This is a genomic window from Ensifer adhaerens (assembly GCF_013283195.1).
GTDB lineage: Bacteria > Pseudomonadota > Alphaproteobacteria > Rhizobiales > Rhizobiaceae > Ensifer > Ensifer adhaerens_G.
Window position 1 is genome coordinate 1411946 of record NZ_JABEKT010000002.1, and the last position, 13628, is coordinate 1425573.

Consider the following 13628-nt stretch of genomic DNA (forward strand, 5'->3'; position numbering starts at 1 on the left):
GTTTCTCCCCCTCAAGCTATGGCGTAGCGACGGTCGATGAGATCGACGATCCGCGCGACGACATAGACGATGAGCATGTAGAGCACGGCGGCGACGCCGAAGATCTCGAACGGCTTGTAGGTCGAGCCGATGTAGCGCTGTGCCGTGTAGGTGAGCTCGACGACCGAGATCGTCGAGACCAGCGCCGAACCCTTGACCAGAGCGACCGCATTGACGCCGAGAGGCCGGATCATCAATCGTGCCGCCTGCGGCAACACGACCTTGCGCATCGTCTGGAACCGGCTGAAGCCGATCGAGCGGGCAGCCTCGGTCTGACCGCGGTCAACAGACAGGATCGCGCCGCGGATGGCTTCCGCCATATAGGCGCCGATGTTGAGCCCGAGACCGATCACGCCTGCGGCACACGGCTCGAGATTGATGCCGATCTGCGGTCCACCGAAATAGAGGACGAACAGCTGGATCAGGCACGGCGTGCCGCGAAACAGGCTGACATAGGCAGAACCAAAGATGCGCAAAGGCAAAGAGCGCGACATCTTTGCCGCCGCCACGAGAAAGGCGACGATGAGCCCGAGGGCCAGCGAAAGCGCCGATATCTCGATCGTGATCCACGCCGCTTCCACGAAGAACGGGAAGACGCGCTGCACCAGCGAAAAGTCCATGAGGAAACTCCGGGGGGAGGATGCGACGGTCTCCGGCCGCGACCGTCAGCGGGCGGCCGGAAACGAGGCTAGGCTAGGATCAGCGAATGTCGCTGCCGACCCATTCCATGGCGATCTTCTCGTAGGAGCCGTCCGCCAGCATACCTTCGAGCGCCTTCTGCATGGCAGCCTTCAGTTCCGGATTGTTCTTGCGGATGGCAATGCCGATGGCGACGCTGCCGCCTTCGATATCAGGGGTTTCGAGACGACGGACCTTTTCGCCGGTTTCCTTGACGGCGACCATGACGGGAATGTTGTCGACGACAATCGCATCGACCCGGCCGCTTTTGAGTTCCATCATCAGCTCGGGCAGGCCCTTGTAGGTGCGCACGTCCCAGCCGCCCTGTTCGCGGGCCCATTTTTCGTGGGTTTCGCCGAGGGTGACGCCGAGCGTCTTGCCCTTGAGGTCTTCAAGCTTATCAACAGCAGAGTCTTCCGAAACGAAGACGGCGCGGCCGGCGTGATAATATGGGCCGACGAAATCGACGACCTTCTCGCGCTCCGGCGTGATGGTCATCGAGCCGACGACCGTGTCGTATTTGTTGGCAAGAAGGCCGGCAATGATGCCGTCCCATGCCGTCGTCACCAGCGTGCCCTTGACGCCGACACGTTCGGCAATCGCCTTGCCGATCGAAGCATCGAAGCCAACGACCTCGTTCTGTTCGTTGACGAAGTTGAAGGGCGGGTACTGTCCGCTCATCGCGATCTTGAGTTCGCCTGCCGACTTCACGGCTTCAAGATCATCGGCGCGCGCCGAAACGGCCGAGAAGGTTGCGGCAATGGTCAGCGTAGCGGCCAAAAGGCCGGAGAAAATGGTCTTCATGAAATGTTCCTTGCTCCTCTGGACGAATGCGCCTTCTCGTGCGCTTGGGACGGGCATCGAGGCGCCTTCCGAATTTCATGATTGCCTTTGCATCAGCATTGCGCAAATAGATAATGGGAATAGAAGGCATAGATTTCAGGAATGGTAACACCACGATCCGAACGGCTCGTCTGGGAGCTCGACTGGAACCTTTTGCGCACCTTCGTGGTGATCGCGGAGGTCAAAAGCATCACGCGTGCGGCGGAGCGTCTGAACCTGAAACAACCGAGCGTCAGCAATGCGTTGAAGCGGCTGGAGGACCGGGTTGGGCGCAGGCTCGTGGAGCGCGATGCGACCCGATTCGACCTCACGGAAGTCGGCCAACTTCTCTACGAGCAGGCGGTCGAGGTCTTCGGCACCATATCGCAGCTGCCGCAACTGGTGCGCGGCGTCAGCGATGACGTGACCGGGCACGTGACGATCGCCGTCGCCAGCCACGTGATCTCGCCGATCTTCGATCGGGCGCTGATGGAGTTTCACCGCGACTATCCGCGTGCGACGCTCAACATCTCGGTGGCCGCAAGCGGCGAAGTCACCCGCCAGGTGCGGGAGAAGCGCGCATCCTTCGGCCTCTGCCTCGTCAGCGTGCGTGATCCGGCGCTGGACTATCTGCTGGTCTTCCGTGAGTTCTTCGGCTTCTTCTGCGGTCCGCACCACCGCCTGTTCGGCAAACAGGGGCTGAAACTCGCCGACCTCAAGGGCGAGACCTCGGTGTCGTTCCACACCGATCACATCGCCGACGCCTTGCGCCCCGTTGCGCTGCTGCGCAGCGAGGCCAAGCTGAATGCCAACGTCGTCGGCGTCTCCTCCAGTCTCGAAGAGGTCCGCCGGATGATCATGGCCGGCCTTGGCGTTGGCCCCTTGCCGCTGCACGTGGCGCGTCGCGATGTCGCCGATGGTGCGCTCTGGCGGCTGCCTCCTTACGAGGCGCCCCCTGCCATCGACATCTTCCTGCTGACAAACCCCGACAAGGCTTTGAACCGCGCGGAAAAGGCGCTTCTTGCCGGTCTACAGACGCTCATCGCCGAAACCCCGGTCGAAGAGCGGATCTATGCGGACTAAGGGCGCGCGGGATCGCGACAGATCACGCTGGAAGCAGCGCCTCCGCGCGGGCGCGGGCCGCCGGCTCCAGCGTCATGGCGGTGCGCGCCGAAAGATCGAAGCGAACCGTCACGGTTCGGTTGACGGCATGAACGACATCGTCGAGCGTCCCTGACATGATCTGCTCGAAAGTTACCGAGGAGCGGCCGAGCTTGACGACCCGCGAGCGGATGGTGATCAGCGTGCCGGCTTTGGTTTCGTGCTTGTATTCCGTTTCCGACCGGACATCGGCCCACCCCCTGGCCTTCTCGCCTTCAACCTCCAGCCCAGCGATATGACCGAGCAACTGGAAGCTGGCATCATCGAACATCGCCGCATAATGGCGCACGTTCATGTGCCCCATCGTGTCACACATCCACGGATGGGCAACGCCGACATAGGTGGTCAAAGGCTGGCTCGACATGCTGGACCTCGCGGAAGGATATGCGTGAAGATTCGCCCGAGAGATAGCGGATGACGAAGCCGCCTGTCCATCGGCGCCGCGATCGACGCGCTTGCCGCGGGCACAGATGCGTTTCGAAATATCGGTGGGTAAGCGGGGAGCGGCGGAGCACGCCCACTAGGCGCTTGCCCGTGACGTCCCTAGGCTGCCGACCAAATTTGTAAGGAGGCGTGATCGTGAAAGTCTATTTGGCGGGCCCTGAAGTGTTCCTGAGCAATGCCGTGGAAATTCAGGCCGAGAAAGCAGCGCTGGCACGCGCGGCCGGCTTTACGCCGCTGGTACCAGGCGACCTGGAAATCCCGCCGGCCGAGACCAAGCATGCCCGCGGCCGCGCGATCTACGGTGTCGACGAAGGCATGATGCTGGCCAGCGACATGATCATCGCCAACCTGACGCCATTTCGAGGCATCAGCGCCGATGTCGGCACGGTTTTCGAGCTTGGCTTCATGTGCGGCCGCGGCCGGCACGTCTATGCCTATACCAACACCGCGCGCAGCTATTACGACCGTATCCTGCACGGCCACTACGGCGGCAAGGCCGCCGCGCGGGCGGATGGCCGCATGGCCGGGCCGGACGGGGTCAGCATCGAGGATTTCGACATGGCCGACAATCTGATGCTCGATGGCAGCATCCTGGCGCGCGGCGGAACCTTCGTGAAGCGCGAAGTGGCGGAAGCCGACCGTCTGACAGACCTTGAGGCCTTCAAGGAATGCCTGGCGATTGCCGCCAAGCAACACCTCGCTTAGGCGATCACTTCCGTCAATCGACCGGGCAAGGCCAATTGGTGGGCATTGTCAGCCCTTGCGGCAACTTGGTCGCGCTGTCGCCGCATGTCAGGTTGATCTGTTCCTGCTCAAGCCCGGTCGCGGCCGACAGATCCACGCCTTCGATCCGCGTCAGGAACATGAAGGCATCGGTGAAATCGAGCGGGCCTTCAAAGGTAGAACCGCTGAAAGTGGCACGCGACAGATTGGCCATCGGGAAGCGCGTGCCCGTGATCACTGCTTTGTCGAAATTGGCGCGCCCGAGCTCGGCCTTCTCGAAGTCAGCTCCGGTCAACTTGGCGCCGCTGAAATTGGTTCGCTGCAGTTCGGAACTGTTGAAGGAGGCGCCCTCCGCCGAGATGCCGGCAAAACTGCTGCGGTAGGCTTCGACCTTGGCAAAATTCGCCTTGTCGGCCCTGGCTCCGGCCAGGGACGAGCGGACCAGCGTCGCCTTCTCCAGGTTTGCTGCCGTGAGATTGGCGCCCCTCAGATCCGTAAGCGTGAAGTCGGTGTTGGCCAGGTTGCCGCCTTCGAGATCGATGCCGCCGAGCATCAGCTGCTTCTTGTTGCAGTCGCTCCAGTCGGCCCCCGGCGCAGACGGTCCTTTGCAATTCGCCGCATAAGCGAGATCAGCCAGACCGAGCGTGAAAAGCAATGCAGACAGTCCGAGGATCGATCGCTTGCCATAAGCGCGAACAGAGCGCTTGAGCCCGGCCGTGCCGCCCCTCTCACCCTCTGCGGTTGCGACGAATGAACGATTGGGCTCTGATTGGGGGATATGCATGGCGCTGCTCCGCGGTCCTTCGGCTGGACCGGTTCTGTTGCATTTCTCGTTTACGCACCTCGGCGGCGAAAACAACCGCTGCAGGAGGGCATCACAGCTTAAGCGTATGACATTGTTGCCCTTCGCGCAAATGACAGCCGCGCGATGTGGCAAACAAGATCTGATACATTCGATGCCGTCGCAGCAACCTTTGCGTCGAAGTCACCACTTGGTTGGCCGCGGTTGCTCGATCGTGAAGGCAGCGCCTCAGGCAGCGTTTACGCCAAACCAGGCAAGTGCTGCCACAGCCAAGAGTGCAATCCAACCGGGATGCCGTCCCTTGGTGCCGACGAGAACGAGCAAGCCACCGCCGACGTTGGCAAAGACAATGGCCGTGACGACAGGCACAGTTGTTGAAGCAGCCTGGGGCGCAAAGGCGAGCTGCAGCAATATGCCGGCGAAAGCCCAGCCAAACACTGTTGCCAGACGCCACGTTGCCCAGAGTATCCCGATAGTCCGTTTCGCAAGCGGCGCTGGTGATGTCGCCGAAACGAAGCTGCCGTTGCGCAGAGGGCGAAAGATCATCACTTCTCCGAGGATGGAGTGGACCAGGCCAGTAACAAGGGTGAGCTGGCCAGCCGCAGCGAACATCATTTGCAGAATGCCTCCATGAAGGTGTCGCGTTTCCCGATGAGATACGCCAAACGGTGGAGAGTATGGACGTTGCGTCAAGAGCCAACAATGAACGATTGATCGTCAAACAGCTGCTGCAAGCGGACGTCGGCGGCCAGCGACGATATGCCATGCAGAACAGGATCAGAGCTTGCCTTACCGTTGATATGCATGCAATATCCATACAATCTGTTTTGAGGTGATGCCATGACTGTGGGTGCAACGGAGACGACGTGGCTGCCGGCGATCCGGAAGGCTAATGGACCGCTCTATATCGCCATCGCCGACGCGATCGCCGTCGACATTGCCGAGGGGCGCCTGCCGGAGGGTACACGATTGCCGCCCCAGCGCGCACTCGCCGGCGCACTTGGCATCGACTTCACCACGGTTAGCCGCGCCTACAACGAGGCGCGCCACCGTGGATTGGTCGAGGGCCGCGTCGGGCAAGGCACTTATGTCAAAGCGCGACGGATGAAGGGCTTGCAGCCGGCAGCCGACGGCCTGGTCGACATGAGCATGAACCTGCCGCCGTTGTTCGACGATGCCGCACTGACGATGCGACTGTGGAGCGACATCGCCAGCCTGCAAGGCGAACACGGGCTCGATCTCTTGATGCGCTATCAGGCGGCAGGGGGCGCGCTGCACAACCGGGCCGTTGGCGCCACCTGGCTACGGCCGCGCCTTGGAAACGTCCCGGCCGAGCGGGTGCTGATCTGCGCGGGCGCGCAGAGCGCTCTGGTTGCCACAATCAGCAGCCTTGCCAAGCCCGGCGACACGATCGCGGCCGAGGCCATCGCCTATCCCGGCCTGCGGGCGCTCGCCGCGCACCTTGGGATCAAAGTCGTCGGTATCCCAATCGACGAAAATGGCATGATACCGGAAGAGCTTGAGGCAATCTGCGAATCCAAGAAATTAACAGCGCTCTACTGCAATCCGACTCTCCATAACCCGACCACGGCAACATTGCCGGCGGCGCGGCGCAAGGCAATCGTCGCCATTGCACGCAACCATGGCGTCGCGATCATCGAGGATGACGCCTATGGAGCTATACCGGTCGCCGGTCCACCACCATTGGCATCGCTTGCGCCTGATATCGTCTATCACATCGCGGGCCTTGCCAAGTGCCTGTCGCCCGCGCTCAGGATTGCCTATCTCGTCGTGCCGGATCGCCAGAGCGGCATCCGCCTCGAAGGTGCGATCCGCGCAACGAGCGGCATGGCGCCGCCCTTCAATGGCGCCGTTGCGACGCGCTGGATCGAGGATGGCACGGCCGCCGAGGTCCTTGCCGCCATTCGCCGCGAGGTGACGATCCGGCAGGAAATGGTGTCGCGCCTGCTGCCGCGGGACATCGTGCAGACGGACCCCGAGGGCTTCCATTTGTGGCTGCATCTGCCGCCTCCGTGGACACGCGGCGACTTTGCCAACCGCCTCAGGGCATCGGGCATCAGCGTCGTTACCAGCGATGCGTTTGCAATCGGCTTGGCGCCGGAGGCTGTGCGCCTCGGCCTCGGCGCGGCACGAACGCACGAGGAGCTGCACCGCAGTCTGCTGGCGATCGCCGATCTGCTGCAGCAATCACCGGCCGCATCAAGCCTCGTCGTTTGAAGGTATCGCAAGCAATCGGCGAAATTGTCGCAGCAATGTATGCATACAATAAATTGACAAATGCGGGTTTCAGGCGCCTTAATGCACGCAGGCCTGAGGCGGCACGGACCATTTGGCAGCCGCACCCGGGCAAATCGGCCGGCGCACCGGCAAAGCGCTGCGCCGCGGACGCCTGAAAGGAACGCACATGTCTTCGGACCACGACTGGCCTCCCATTCCTCCCATGCAGACGGGCTTGCGTGGCCGTTGTCCGCGTTGCGGCCAGGGACATCTGTTCGAAGGCTTCCTGAAGATGCGCAAGAAGTGCGAGGTCTGCGATCTCGATTACAGCTTCGCGGACCCTGCCGACGGCCCCGCCTTCTTTGTCATCTGCTTCGGTTGCGTGCCGAGCGTGCTGCTCGGTGTCTGGCTGGAGGTGCAATACAGCGCACCTCTCTGGATGCACCTGCTGGTGACCGGACCGTTCATGTTGCTGACCTGCATTCCGCCGCTTCGACCATTGAAAGGCTGGCTGGTCTCAAGCCAGTTCTTCTACAAGGCGGAGGAAGGAAAGCTCGTGCGCAGACAGGTCGAGCCGCCGCTGGCACCAACGCAGTAGGCGTTGACTGCCGGGCATTCGGCTCCAATTCGCCAGCCTCCTGGCCGGGCCGAATACCGACATGGCGCGGGCAATGCTCACGCCATGTTTCACTTGCCCCCAATCAGGCTGTGCAATGCCGCTTGGCCCTTTCAGGCTATGACCCGATTTCGCGGCGCTGGCTCTTCACCACGAAACGGCTTTGGCGGCATCCGAAGGTGCCGCGCACCCTTCCGCCCCGCCCCTCAATCGCAAATCACTGCACAGCCGGTGTCGGTTCGCCGAGCGAAAGCATCAGGCGGTTCGCCCAGTTGAAGAATGCGGCGCCGTGGATGACGTCGGCAATCTCAAGTTCGTCAAGGCCGGCGGCAGATAGGCGCTCGATATGATCGTCGCCAAAGGTGGGTGGCGTCGCCGTCAGCGCCACCGAGGCAGCAACGATCGCGTTCCAACGTTCGCCGAGATCGGTTTCAACACCTTCGTCCAGCAATTTCTGCACGTCGTCACCCCGCTTGGAATGATGCGAAGCGAAGCGCGAGTGCACGGACGCACAGAAGATGCAGCCATTCGACCGTGATGCGGCCGTTGCCGCAAGCTCGCGCTCGGCGCGTGGCAGGCCAGTGCGGGTGTTGTAAAAGATATCCTTGTCCGTCTTCGTGCGGGCTTCGAGAACCGCAGGATCCCGAACGAGCAGGCGGAAATAGGGTGACTTGGCGCGCGACGCCTCCACGAGGCCGACAAGATGCGCCTCCGTAAGATCGTCTTCCGCAAGCGGTTCAAGCCAAGGTGTCCAGCCGATCTCGGCCTGTGTGAATGCCACTGGGCGACTTTCGATCGCGGGCGTGATGATGTGGTCGGTCATGACAAACTCCTTATGAGGCTCAGGCGGCTGCGCGCCGGGCAGATGCGGCAAGCAGACCGAGGCCGGCGATCACGCGGATCTGGAACGCGACGAATGAAACGAGCTGCGACAGCGTCACGATGCCGTCAGTCGTCCAGCCCGCATCGAGGAGCGCCTGCAGAGCCTTGGGGCTTGCGTCGCGCAGGTGGAAGACGAGCAGATGGGTATGTTCGAGCGCTGCGGCGAGCTTTTCGCCAAGCGCGTCTCGGCCGGCGTCTGAGACGCGGTAGATGGGACCGGATGCGTCCTCAATGCTCAACGGACCGGCCGGGTATCGCCCGTATGGCCCGACGGCCTGGGCTGCGCCGATCTCGGCCTTCAACACCTCTACCAACCAGCGGTTCTTTTCGCTCTCCTCCAACGGACTGACATAAAATTCGAAGATGTCCGGTTGCCGGTGTAGTCCAGCAACGAAGCTGGCGATGGCCTGGCGCTCGACCAGCGAAACATCGCTTAGAGTGGCGGGCTCGAAAAGAGCGAGGTAGCTCTTCTGCGCCTGCTCGCGCGTCTCCGGCCGCTGGGTGCGAATACGATCGAGCGATGAGCCCGGCTTGATGCCGGCGAGCAGGTCAATGATATCGGGTGTCGATGTGGTCACGTGAAGTCTCCTTCCTTGAATTGAGCGACGCCGCTGGCGTCCAAACTGTCAGCCGACGGCTCCGAGCCGTCGGGGGGCAAATTTCTCTTCCTGTGCCCACCCGAGCGCCGGCGCGACCTTGCTCGCGATCAGCTCTATGGAGCGCAGGATCAGCGGGTGTGGCGGATCGATGGAGTGAACCTGGAAGACGAGGTCTGTGACCCGATCGAGTGTCGTATCCGCACGCAGGCTTTCGATCACGTCATCGGGTGTGCCCACATGGACGTCGAAGGCCGCGATCAGATCGGCGAGCGAGCTGCCCGTCGGCTTGTGACCTGATGCAATCAAGCGCTCCGCGCCACGGCGCAAACCGATCTCGGCCAAGCGCAACGCCTCGTCGCGGCTGTCAGCCACGAAGAGGCTGCGGGATCCCAGAATTTTTGGGGCGCGACCTGCCGGCAACGCCGCGAGATAGGCATCTATGATCGGGTTCTGCAGTTCGCCGAGCGAGGCAGTCGGACGGTCGGCGGACCGAGGCTGGGTGCGCGACAGCATCAAGCCGTCGCCGGCGCGCCCTGCCCGCTCGCCGCCCGCGACAGAGAACGTCGCCTGCCAGATCCGGTCGAGAAGTTGCGGTGCAGTCGGATAAAGCTGGTCGCCGCCCGCAAGGCTGCGCCCGGCCCACGCGTCGAGAACGACTCGCAGGTGCCGGCTGAAAATATCGCCGCGCTCTGCACTCTCAAGGCCGAACGCCGTGAAGGACGACGGTGTGCCGCCGGTGCCGAAGCCGATCTCGACACGCCCGCAAGAGAGAAGGTCGAGGACCGCCGCGTCCTCGGCAACCCGGATCGGGTTTTCGAGTGGCAGGGTGATGACGCCGGTGCCGAGCCGGATACGCGAGGTCTGCGCGGCGACATGCGCCAGGAAGACGAGCGGCGCCGGCAGGCCACCCTCGTCGGCATGGAAGTGATGCTGGGCCACCCAGGCGGTATCGAAGCCGAAACGCTCGGCGGTGGCGATCTGCTCTGCCGCATAGTGATAGCGCGCGCCGGCGGGGACGTCGTCGAGGAGACGTGTAAAGAACCCGAGGCGCTTGCGTGGCGTCGTCTTTGTCATTTTTTGTCCTGTCATTCATTCCCGCGTCGTCAGACGAGGGCTGCTCTTTTTTGTCCGGGGATAGCGTTGATGAGTTCGCGGGTGTAGTCGCTGCCCGGGCGCTCGAAGACGTCCTCGACCGTTCCGCCATCGACCAGCCGGCCGTCCTTCAGCACGGACACCGTGTCCGAGATCTGCCGCACGACTGCGAGGTCGTGGGACACGAACAGGTAGGTCAGCCCGAGATCGCGCTGGAGTTCATCGAGAAGATCGAGGATGCGGGCCTGCACCGTCACATCGAGGGCGGAGACCGCTTCGTCGAGAACCACGACGTCAGGATCGAGCACCAGCGCGCGGGCGATCGCCACGCGTTGTCGCTGGCCGCCCGAAAGCGCATGCGGGCGCCGGTCAAGCGCGGTTTCAGGCAGACCGACGCGTCTGAGGATCGCCCTTACCTTTTCCTCGCGCGCTGGCCGGGCCAGCTTGGCAAAATTCAGGAGCGGTTCGGCAACGATGTCGAACACCGTCTGACGCGGATCGAGCGAGCCATACGGATTTTGATAGACCAGCTGGATCTTGCGTCGGAACTGGCGCAGCGTCTCCCCGCGAAGCGTCGAGAGATCGGTGCCATCGATCTCGATGCGACCCGCGGTCGGCTTCTGAAACCCGACAATCGCCCGGATGGTGGTGGTCTTGCCGGAGCCGGATTCGCCGACGATGGCATGGGTTGTGCCTCGACGGACCCGGAAGCTTAAGTCATCGACGGCACGAAACGATTTGCCGTTACCATCCGTCCGCACGAAGTCCTGCACAAGGCCATCGACAATGATGACGTCATCGCCGGATGCCTGAGGCTTTTCGCGCGCGGTCGCCGGCGCTTTGCGCGCAACGGCCGAGAACGACGGCGCATCGGCCAACAGCTGTCGGGTGTAGGCAGACCGCGGTGCGGCAAGCACCACCTTGGTCGCTCCCGCTTCCTGAACACGCCCGTCTTGCAGGACGACGAGCCGGTCGGCGCGATCAGCGGCCACGCCGAGATCATGGGTTACGAGCAGGACCGACGTGCCGAATTCGGTACGCAATTCGTCGATCAGGTCGAGGATGCGCTTCTGAACCGTGACGTCGAGCGCGCTTGTCGGTTCATCGGCGATGATGAGCTGCGGCTTCAACGCAACGGCGATCGCAATCAGCACGCGCTGGCGCATACCACCCGAAAGCTCGTGCGGATATTGTCGCGCCCGGAGTGCGGGCTCGCTCAACCCGACGCGCCCCAGAAGCGAAATCACCTGAGCCTCCAGGTCCCGACCGCTTGCGACACCATGGATTCGGAGGATTTCACCGACCTGCGCGCCGATCGTCTTGACGGGATTGAGCGAGCTTGCCGGATCCTGCGGCACCAGACTGATCTTTGCCCCACGCACCGCATCGAGTTGGCGATCCGACCAGCGCGCGATGTCCGTGCCGTTGAGCCTGATGCTGCCGCCATCGATGCGGCCATTGGCATGCAGCAGGCCGATGATCGACTGCGCCGTCGTTGTCTTGCCGGAGCCGGACTCGCCGACCAGCGCTACGACCTCACCGGGATCGATCCGGAACGAGACGTCGTGCACGACGCGGCGATGCGCAACGCCGTCATGATAGCCGATCGACAGGTTCTCGACCTCGAGCACCGGCGGGTGGGGAACGTTGGAGCCGCTCATGCTGCCACCTTGCCGAAGGATTGGCTGACGCGGTTTGCAGCCAGAACCACCAGAACGACGATGACCCCGGGTGCCGTGGTCAGCCACCAGGCCGTCGAGATGTAGTTGCGGCCTTCGGCAATCAGCAAGCCCCACTCCGGCGTCGGTGGCGGAGCGCCATAGCCCAGGAACCCGAGCGTCGAGATCTGCAGGACGGCCGACCCGAACTGCAATGCCGCAATAGCCAGAACCGAGGTCAGGGAGTTCGGCAGCACGTGCCGCCAGAGGACCGCAGCGAATGTGCCGCCGCTACCAAAAGCTGCCTCGACATAGTCGCTGCGCCGGACGCGAACGACCTCCGAACGCGACAGACGGGCAAAGCGCGCAACCGAGGTCACGCCAACGGCAACGGCCGCATTGACCGTACCGAAGCCGAGCAGGATGATGATGCTGAGCGAAAGCATGAGCGGCGGTATCGACAGCAAGACATCGACGAGACGCATGATCGCATCGTCAACCCGGCGCCGGACCGATCCTGCTATGACCCCAATGGTGGTGCCGACGACAAGACCGAGCGCCACAGCGACAAAAGCACCGGTCAGCGAATGCACCGCGCCGTAGACAATGCGGGCGTAAAGATCGCGCCCGAGCGCATCGGTACCAAGCAGATGGCTGGCATCGGGCCGGCGCAACTGTTCGCCACCGACCCCTTCGAGGGGATTGTAGCTGGTGAAAAGCCACGGAGCGACGGCCCAAAGGAAGGCGATGGCAAGAACCAGCCAGGACAATGCGAGGCCCACTGGCAACCGTCGGACGAAATGGGGGAGCGAGAAGCGCCCGCCCGCCCGCTGTCCATGCCTAGACGCGATGGCGTCGTCCTGGATCGTATCGAACGTGGTCATGCCGTGGCTCCTGCTTTTGTACGAAGGCGGGGATCGAGCACAGGAAAGAGCAGATCCACGATGAGATTGATGGTGACGAAGGCGAGTGCTGAGAACACAACAATCGCCTGAAGCACGGCGGCATCCTGACTGCCAACGGCCCTTCCCGTGAGGCCGCCGATGCCATTGAGGCCGAAGACCGTTTCGGTAACGACCGCACCGGCGATGAGTTCGCCAAAGAGCACGCCGGCGATCGTCAGCGTCGGCAGCAGCGCGTTCTTCGCCACGTGCCGCCACAGCACCCACTGGCGGGTCGCCCCCTTGGCGCGGGCAACAGCGACGAAGGGCCGTGTCAGCACGTCATCGATGTTGCGCACCAGGACCTGGGCAAGCGGGGCGGAGATCGGCACGGCAAGCGTGAAGACCGGCAGGATCAGTTCCTGCCACGGACCAGGATTGATGACCGGCACGAGCTTCAGCCGGAACGAGAAGATCTGGATCAGCATGATGCCTAACCAGAAGGTCGGGATCGAGATGAAGAGCGACGGCACGGACTGGATCGCGCCGCGCAGCCAGGCGAAAGGCGTGAGGCTCGACACGAAGGCGATGACGACGGCAAAGACCGCGGCCAGCAGGAAGCCGAGCGATGCAAGTTTGAGTGTCGCCGGCAGATGAGCGGCAAGCATCGTGCTGACGGGCACGCCCACCTGAACGGAATAGCCGAAATTGCCGGTCAGAAACCGCCCGATCGTCTGGATATACTGCACCCAGATGGCGCTATCGGCTGCATAGGACGCACGGATGTCGGCGATCTGCTGCGGGTTTAGCCCAAGTTCCGGGTTTTGGAACTTGATGAGGATGGCATCCCCCGGCATCGCCTGCAGCAGCACGAAGGAAATGGTGAAGGCCGCCCATAGGACGAACAACGCCTGTCCCAGGCGATTGAGCAAATATCCGGACATTTGCCGTTCCTCTGCTTTGTGTCATTGCGAAGACCGGCCACGGCAATGC

Annotated in this window: 15 protein-coding genes; 4 read left to right on the plus strand and 11 right to left on the minus strand. The window is 62.8% G+C overall.

Features of this window, described 5'->3' with window-relative positions:
• Positions 1-11: 11 nt before the first annotated feature.
• Together LPJGGPFB_RS22770 and LPJGGPFB_RS22775 are read right to left on the minus strand one after the other, a co-directional pair.
• Entirely contained in the window at positions 12-659 is a 648-nt protein-coding gene (locus tag LPJGGPFB_RS22770) for an amino acid ABC transporter permease (protein ID WP_173422151.1), read from the minus strand.
• Positions 660-738: 79 nt separating this feature from the next.
• Positions 739-1521: an ABC transporter substrate-binding protein gene (locus LPJGGPFB_RS22775; RefSeq protein ID WP_173422152.1), complete on the minus strand. Its 783-nt coding sequence runs from the start codon at positions 1519-1521 to the stop codon at positions 739-741.
• A gap of 141 nt (positions 1522-1662) precedes the next feature.
• Between LPJGGPFB_RS22775 and LPJGGPFB_RS22780 the strand changes: the two genes are divergently transcribed.
• Positions 1663-2622, plus strand: coding sequence for a LysR family transcriptional regulator (locus tag LPJGGPFB_RS22780; RefSeq protein ID WP_173422153.1), 960 nt, complete (start codon positions 1663-1665; stop codon positions 2620-2622).
• A gap of 22 nt (positions 2623-2644) precedes the next feature.
• Here the strand turns inward: LPJGGPFB_RS22780 and LPJGGPFB_RS22785 are convergent, their stop codons facing one another.
• Positions 2645-3064 (minus strand): acyl-CoA thioesterase, encoded by a 420-nt coding sequence (locus tag LPJGGPFB_RS22785; protein WP_173422154.1) that lies wholly within the window; start codon positions 3062-3064, stop codon positions 2645-2647.
• A 209-nt stretch (positions 3065-3273) separates the two neighbouring features.
• On the opposite strand from LPJGGPFB_RS22785, the gene LPJGGPFB_RS22790 reads away from it, so the two are divergent.
• A complete protein-coding gene (locus LPJGGPFB_RS22790; RefSeq protein WP_173422155.1) occupies positions 3274-3849 on the plus strand; it encodes a nucleoside 2-deoxyribosyltransferase in 576 nt (191 codons plus the stop codon).
• 13 nt (positions 3850-3862) lie between these two features.
• On the opposite strand, the gene LPJGGPFB_RS22795 is transcribed toward LPJGGPFB_RS22790, so the two are convergent.
• Together LPJGGPFB_RS22795 and LPJGGPFB_RS22800 are read right to left on the minus strand one after the other, a co-directional pair.
• On the minus strand, positions 3863-4651 hold the full coding sequence (locus LPJGGPFB_RS22795) for a pentapeptide repeat-containing protein (protein ID WP_173422156.1): 789 nt from the start codon (positions 4649-4651) through the stop codon (positions 3863-3865).
• A 246-nt stretch (positions 4652-4897) separates the two neighbouring features.
• Positions 4898-5284: a hypothetical protein gene (locus LPJGGPFB_RS22800; protein ID WP_173422157.1), complete on the minus strand. Its 387-nt coding sequence runs from the start codon at positions 5282-5284 to the stop codon at positions 4898-4900.
• A 225-nt stretch (positions 5285-5509) separates the two neighbouring features.
• Between LPJGGPFB_RS22800 and LPJGGPFB_RS22805 the strand changes: the two genes are divergently transcribed.
• Both LPJGGPFB_RS22805 and LPJGGPFB_RS22810 read left to right on the plus strand, forming a co-directional pair.
• On the plus strand, positions 5510-6907 hold the full coding sequence (locus LPJGGPFB_RS22805; protein WP_173422158.1) for an aminotransferase-like domain-containing protein: 1398 nt from the start codon (positions 5510-5512) through the stop codon (positions 6905-6907).
• Between the two features lie 187 nt (positions 6908-7094).
• The gene (locus LPJGGPFB_RS22810) at positions 7095-7505 is read left to right on the plus strand and encodes a DUF983 domain-containing protein (RefSeq protein WP_053252046.1); all 411 of its coding nucleotides are present in this window, start codon (positions 7095-7097) and stop codon (positions 7503-7505) included.
• 235 nt (positions 7506-7740) lie between these two features.
• On the opposite strand, the gene LPJGGPFB_RS22815 is transcribed toward LPJGGPFB_RS22810, so the two are convergent.
• The 6 genes from LPJGGPFB_RS22815 to LPJGGPFB_RS22840 are packed head-to-tail and all read right to left on the minus strand — an operon-like array spanning position 7741 to position 13579.
• On the minus strand, positions 7741-8346 hold the full coding sequence (locus LPJGGPFB_RS22815; protein ID WP_173422159.1) for an alkylhydroperoxidase domain protein: 606 nt from the start codon (positions 8344-8346) through the stop codon (positions 7741-7743).
• A gap of 19 nt (positions 8347-8365) precedes the next feature.
• Positions 8366-8983: a CMD domain protein gene (locus tag LPJGGPFB_RS22820; protein ID WP_173422160.1), complete on the minus strand. Its 618-nt coding sequence runs from the start codon at positions 8981-8983 to the stop codon at positions 8366-8368.
• Positions 8984-9031: 48 nt separating this feature from the next.
• Positions 9032-10078 carry a putative FMN-dependent luciferase-like monooxygenase gene (locus LPJGGPFB_RS22825; protein ID WP_173422161.1) on the minus strand — a complete coding sequence of 349 codons (1047 nt, stop codon included), beginning with the start codon at positions 10076-10078 and terminating at the stop codon, positions 9032-9034.
• 29 nt (positions 10079-10107) lie between these two features.
• Positions 10108-11757, minus strand: a complete 1650-nt coding sequence (locus tag LPJGGPFB_RS22830) for a dipeptide ABC transporter ATP-binding protein (protein WP_173422162.1) — start codon at positions 11755-11757, stop codon at positions 10108-10110.
• Positions 11754-12638, minus strand: a complete 885-nt coding sequence (locus LPJGGPFB_RS22835; protein ID WP_173422163.1) for an ABC transporter permease — start codon at positions 12636-12638, stop codon at positions 11754-11756. Before LPJGGPFB_RS22835 ends, LPJGGPFB_RS22830 begins: the two co-directional genes overlap by 4 nt.
• Positions 12635-13579, minus strand: coding sequence for an ABC transporter permease (locus tag LPJGGPFB_RS22840; RefSeq protein ID WP_173422164.1), 945 nt, complete (start codon positions 13577-13579; stop codon positions 12635-12637). The genes LPJGGPFB_RS22835 and LPJGGPFB_RS22840 overlap by 4 nt, the downstream gene beginning before the upstream one ends.
• Positions 13580-13628: the final 49 nt, after the last annotated feature.

What these genes read in the sequence shown, in the direction of transcription:
- LPJGGPFB_RS22770 (WP_173422151.1), bottom strand. Translation starts at nt 659, where the DNA reads ATGGACTTTTCGCTGGTGCAGCGCGTCTTCCCGTTCTTCGTGGAAGCG.
- LPJGGPFB_RS22775 (WP_173422152.1), bottom strand. Translation starts at nt 1,521, where the DNA reads ATGAAGACCATTTTCTCCGGCCTTTTGGCCGCTACGCTGACCATTGCC.
- LPJGGPFB_RS22780 (WP_173422153.1), top strand. Translation starts at nt 1,663, where the DNA reads ATGGTAACACCACGATCCGAACGGCTCGTCTGGGAGCTCGACTGGAAC.
- LPJGGPFB_RS22785 (WP_173422154.1), bottom strand. Translation starts at nt 3,064, where the DNA reads ATGTCGAGCCAGCCTTTGACCACCTATGTCGGCGTTGCCCATCCGTGG.
- LPJGGPFB_RS22795 (WP_173422156.1), bottom strand. Translation starts at nt 4,651, where the DNA reads ATGCATATCCCCCAATCAGAGCCCAATCGTTCATTCGTCGCAACCGCA.
- LPJGGPFB_RS22800 (WP_173422157.1), bottom strand. Translation starts at nt 5,284, where the DNA reads ATGATGTTCGCTGCGGCTGGCCAGCTCACCCTTGTTACTGGCCTGGTC.
- LPJGGPFB_RS22805 (WP_173422158.1), top strand. Translation starts at nt 5,510, where the DNA reads ATGACTGTGGGTGCAACGGAGACGACGTGGCTGCCGGCGATCCGGAAG.
- LPJGGPFB_RS22810 (WP_053252046.1), top strand. Translation starts at nt 7,095, where the DNA reads ATGTCTTCGGACCACGACTGGCCTCCCATTCCTCCCATGCAGACGGGC.
- LPJGGPFB_RS22815 (WP_173422159.1), bottom strand. Translation starts at nt 8,346, where the DNA reads ATGACCGACCACATCATCACGCCCGCGATCGAAAGTCGCCCAGTGGCA.
- LPJGGPFB_RS22825 (WP_173422161.1), bottom strand. Translation starts at nt 10,078, where the DNA reads ATGACAAAGACGACGCCACGCAAGCGCCTCGGGTTCTTTACACGTCTC.
- LPJGGPFB_RS22830 (WP_173422162.1), bottom strand. Translation starts at nt 11,757, where the DNA reads ATGAGCGGCTCCAACGTTCCCCACCCGCCGGTGCTCGAGGTCGAGAAC.
- LPJGGPFB_RS22835 (WP_173422163.1), bottom strand. Translation starts at nt 12,638, where the DNA reads ATGACCACGTTCGATACGATCCAGGACGACGCCATCGCGTCTAGGCAT.
- LPJGGPFB_RS22840 (WP_173422164.1), bottom strand. Translation starts at nt 13,579, where the DNA reads ATGTCCGGATATTTGCTCAATCGCCTGGGACAGGCGTTGTTCGTCCTA.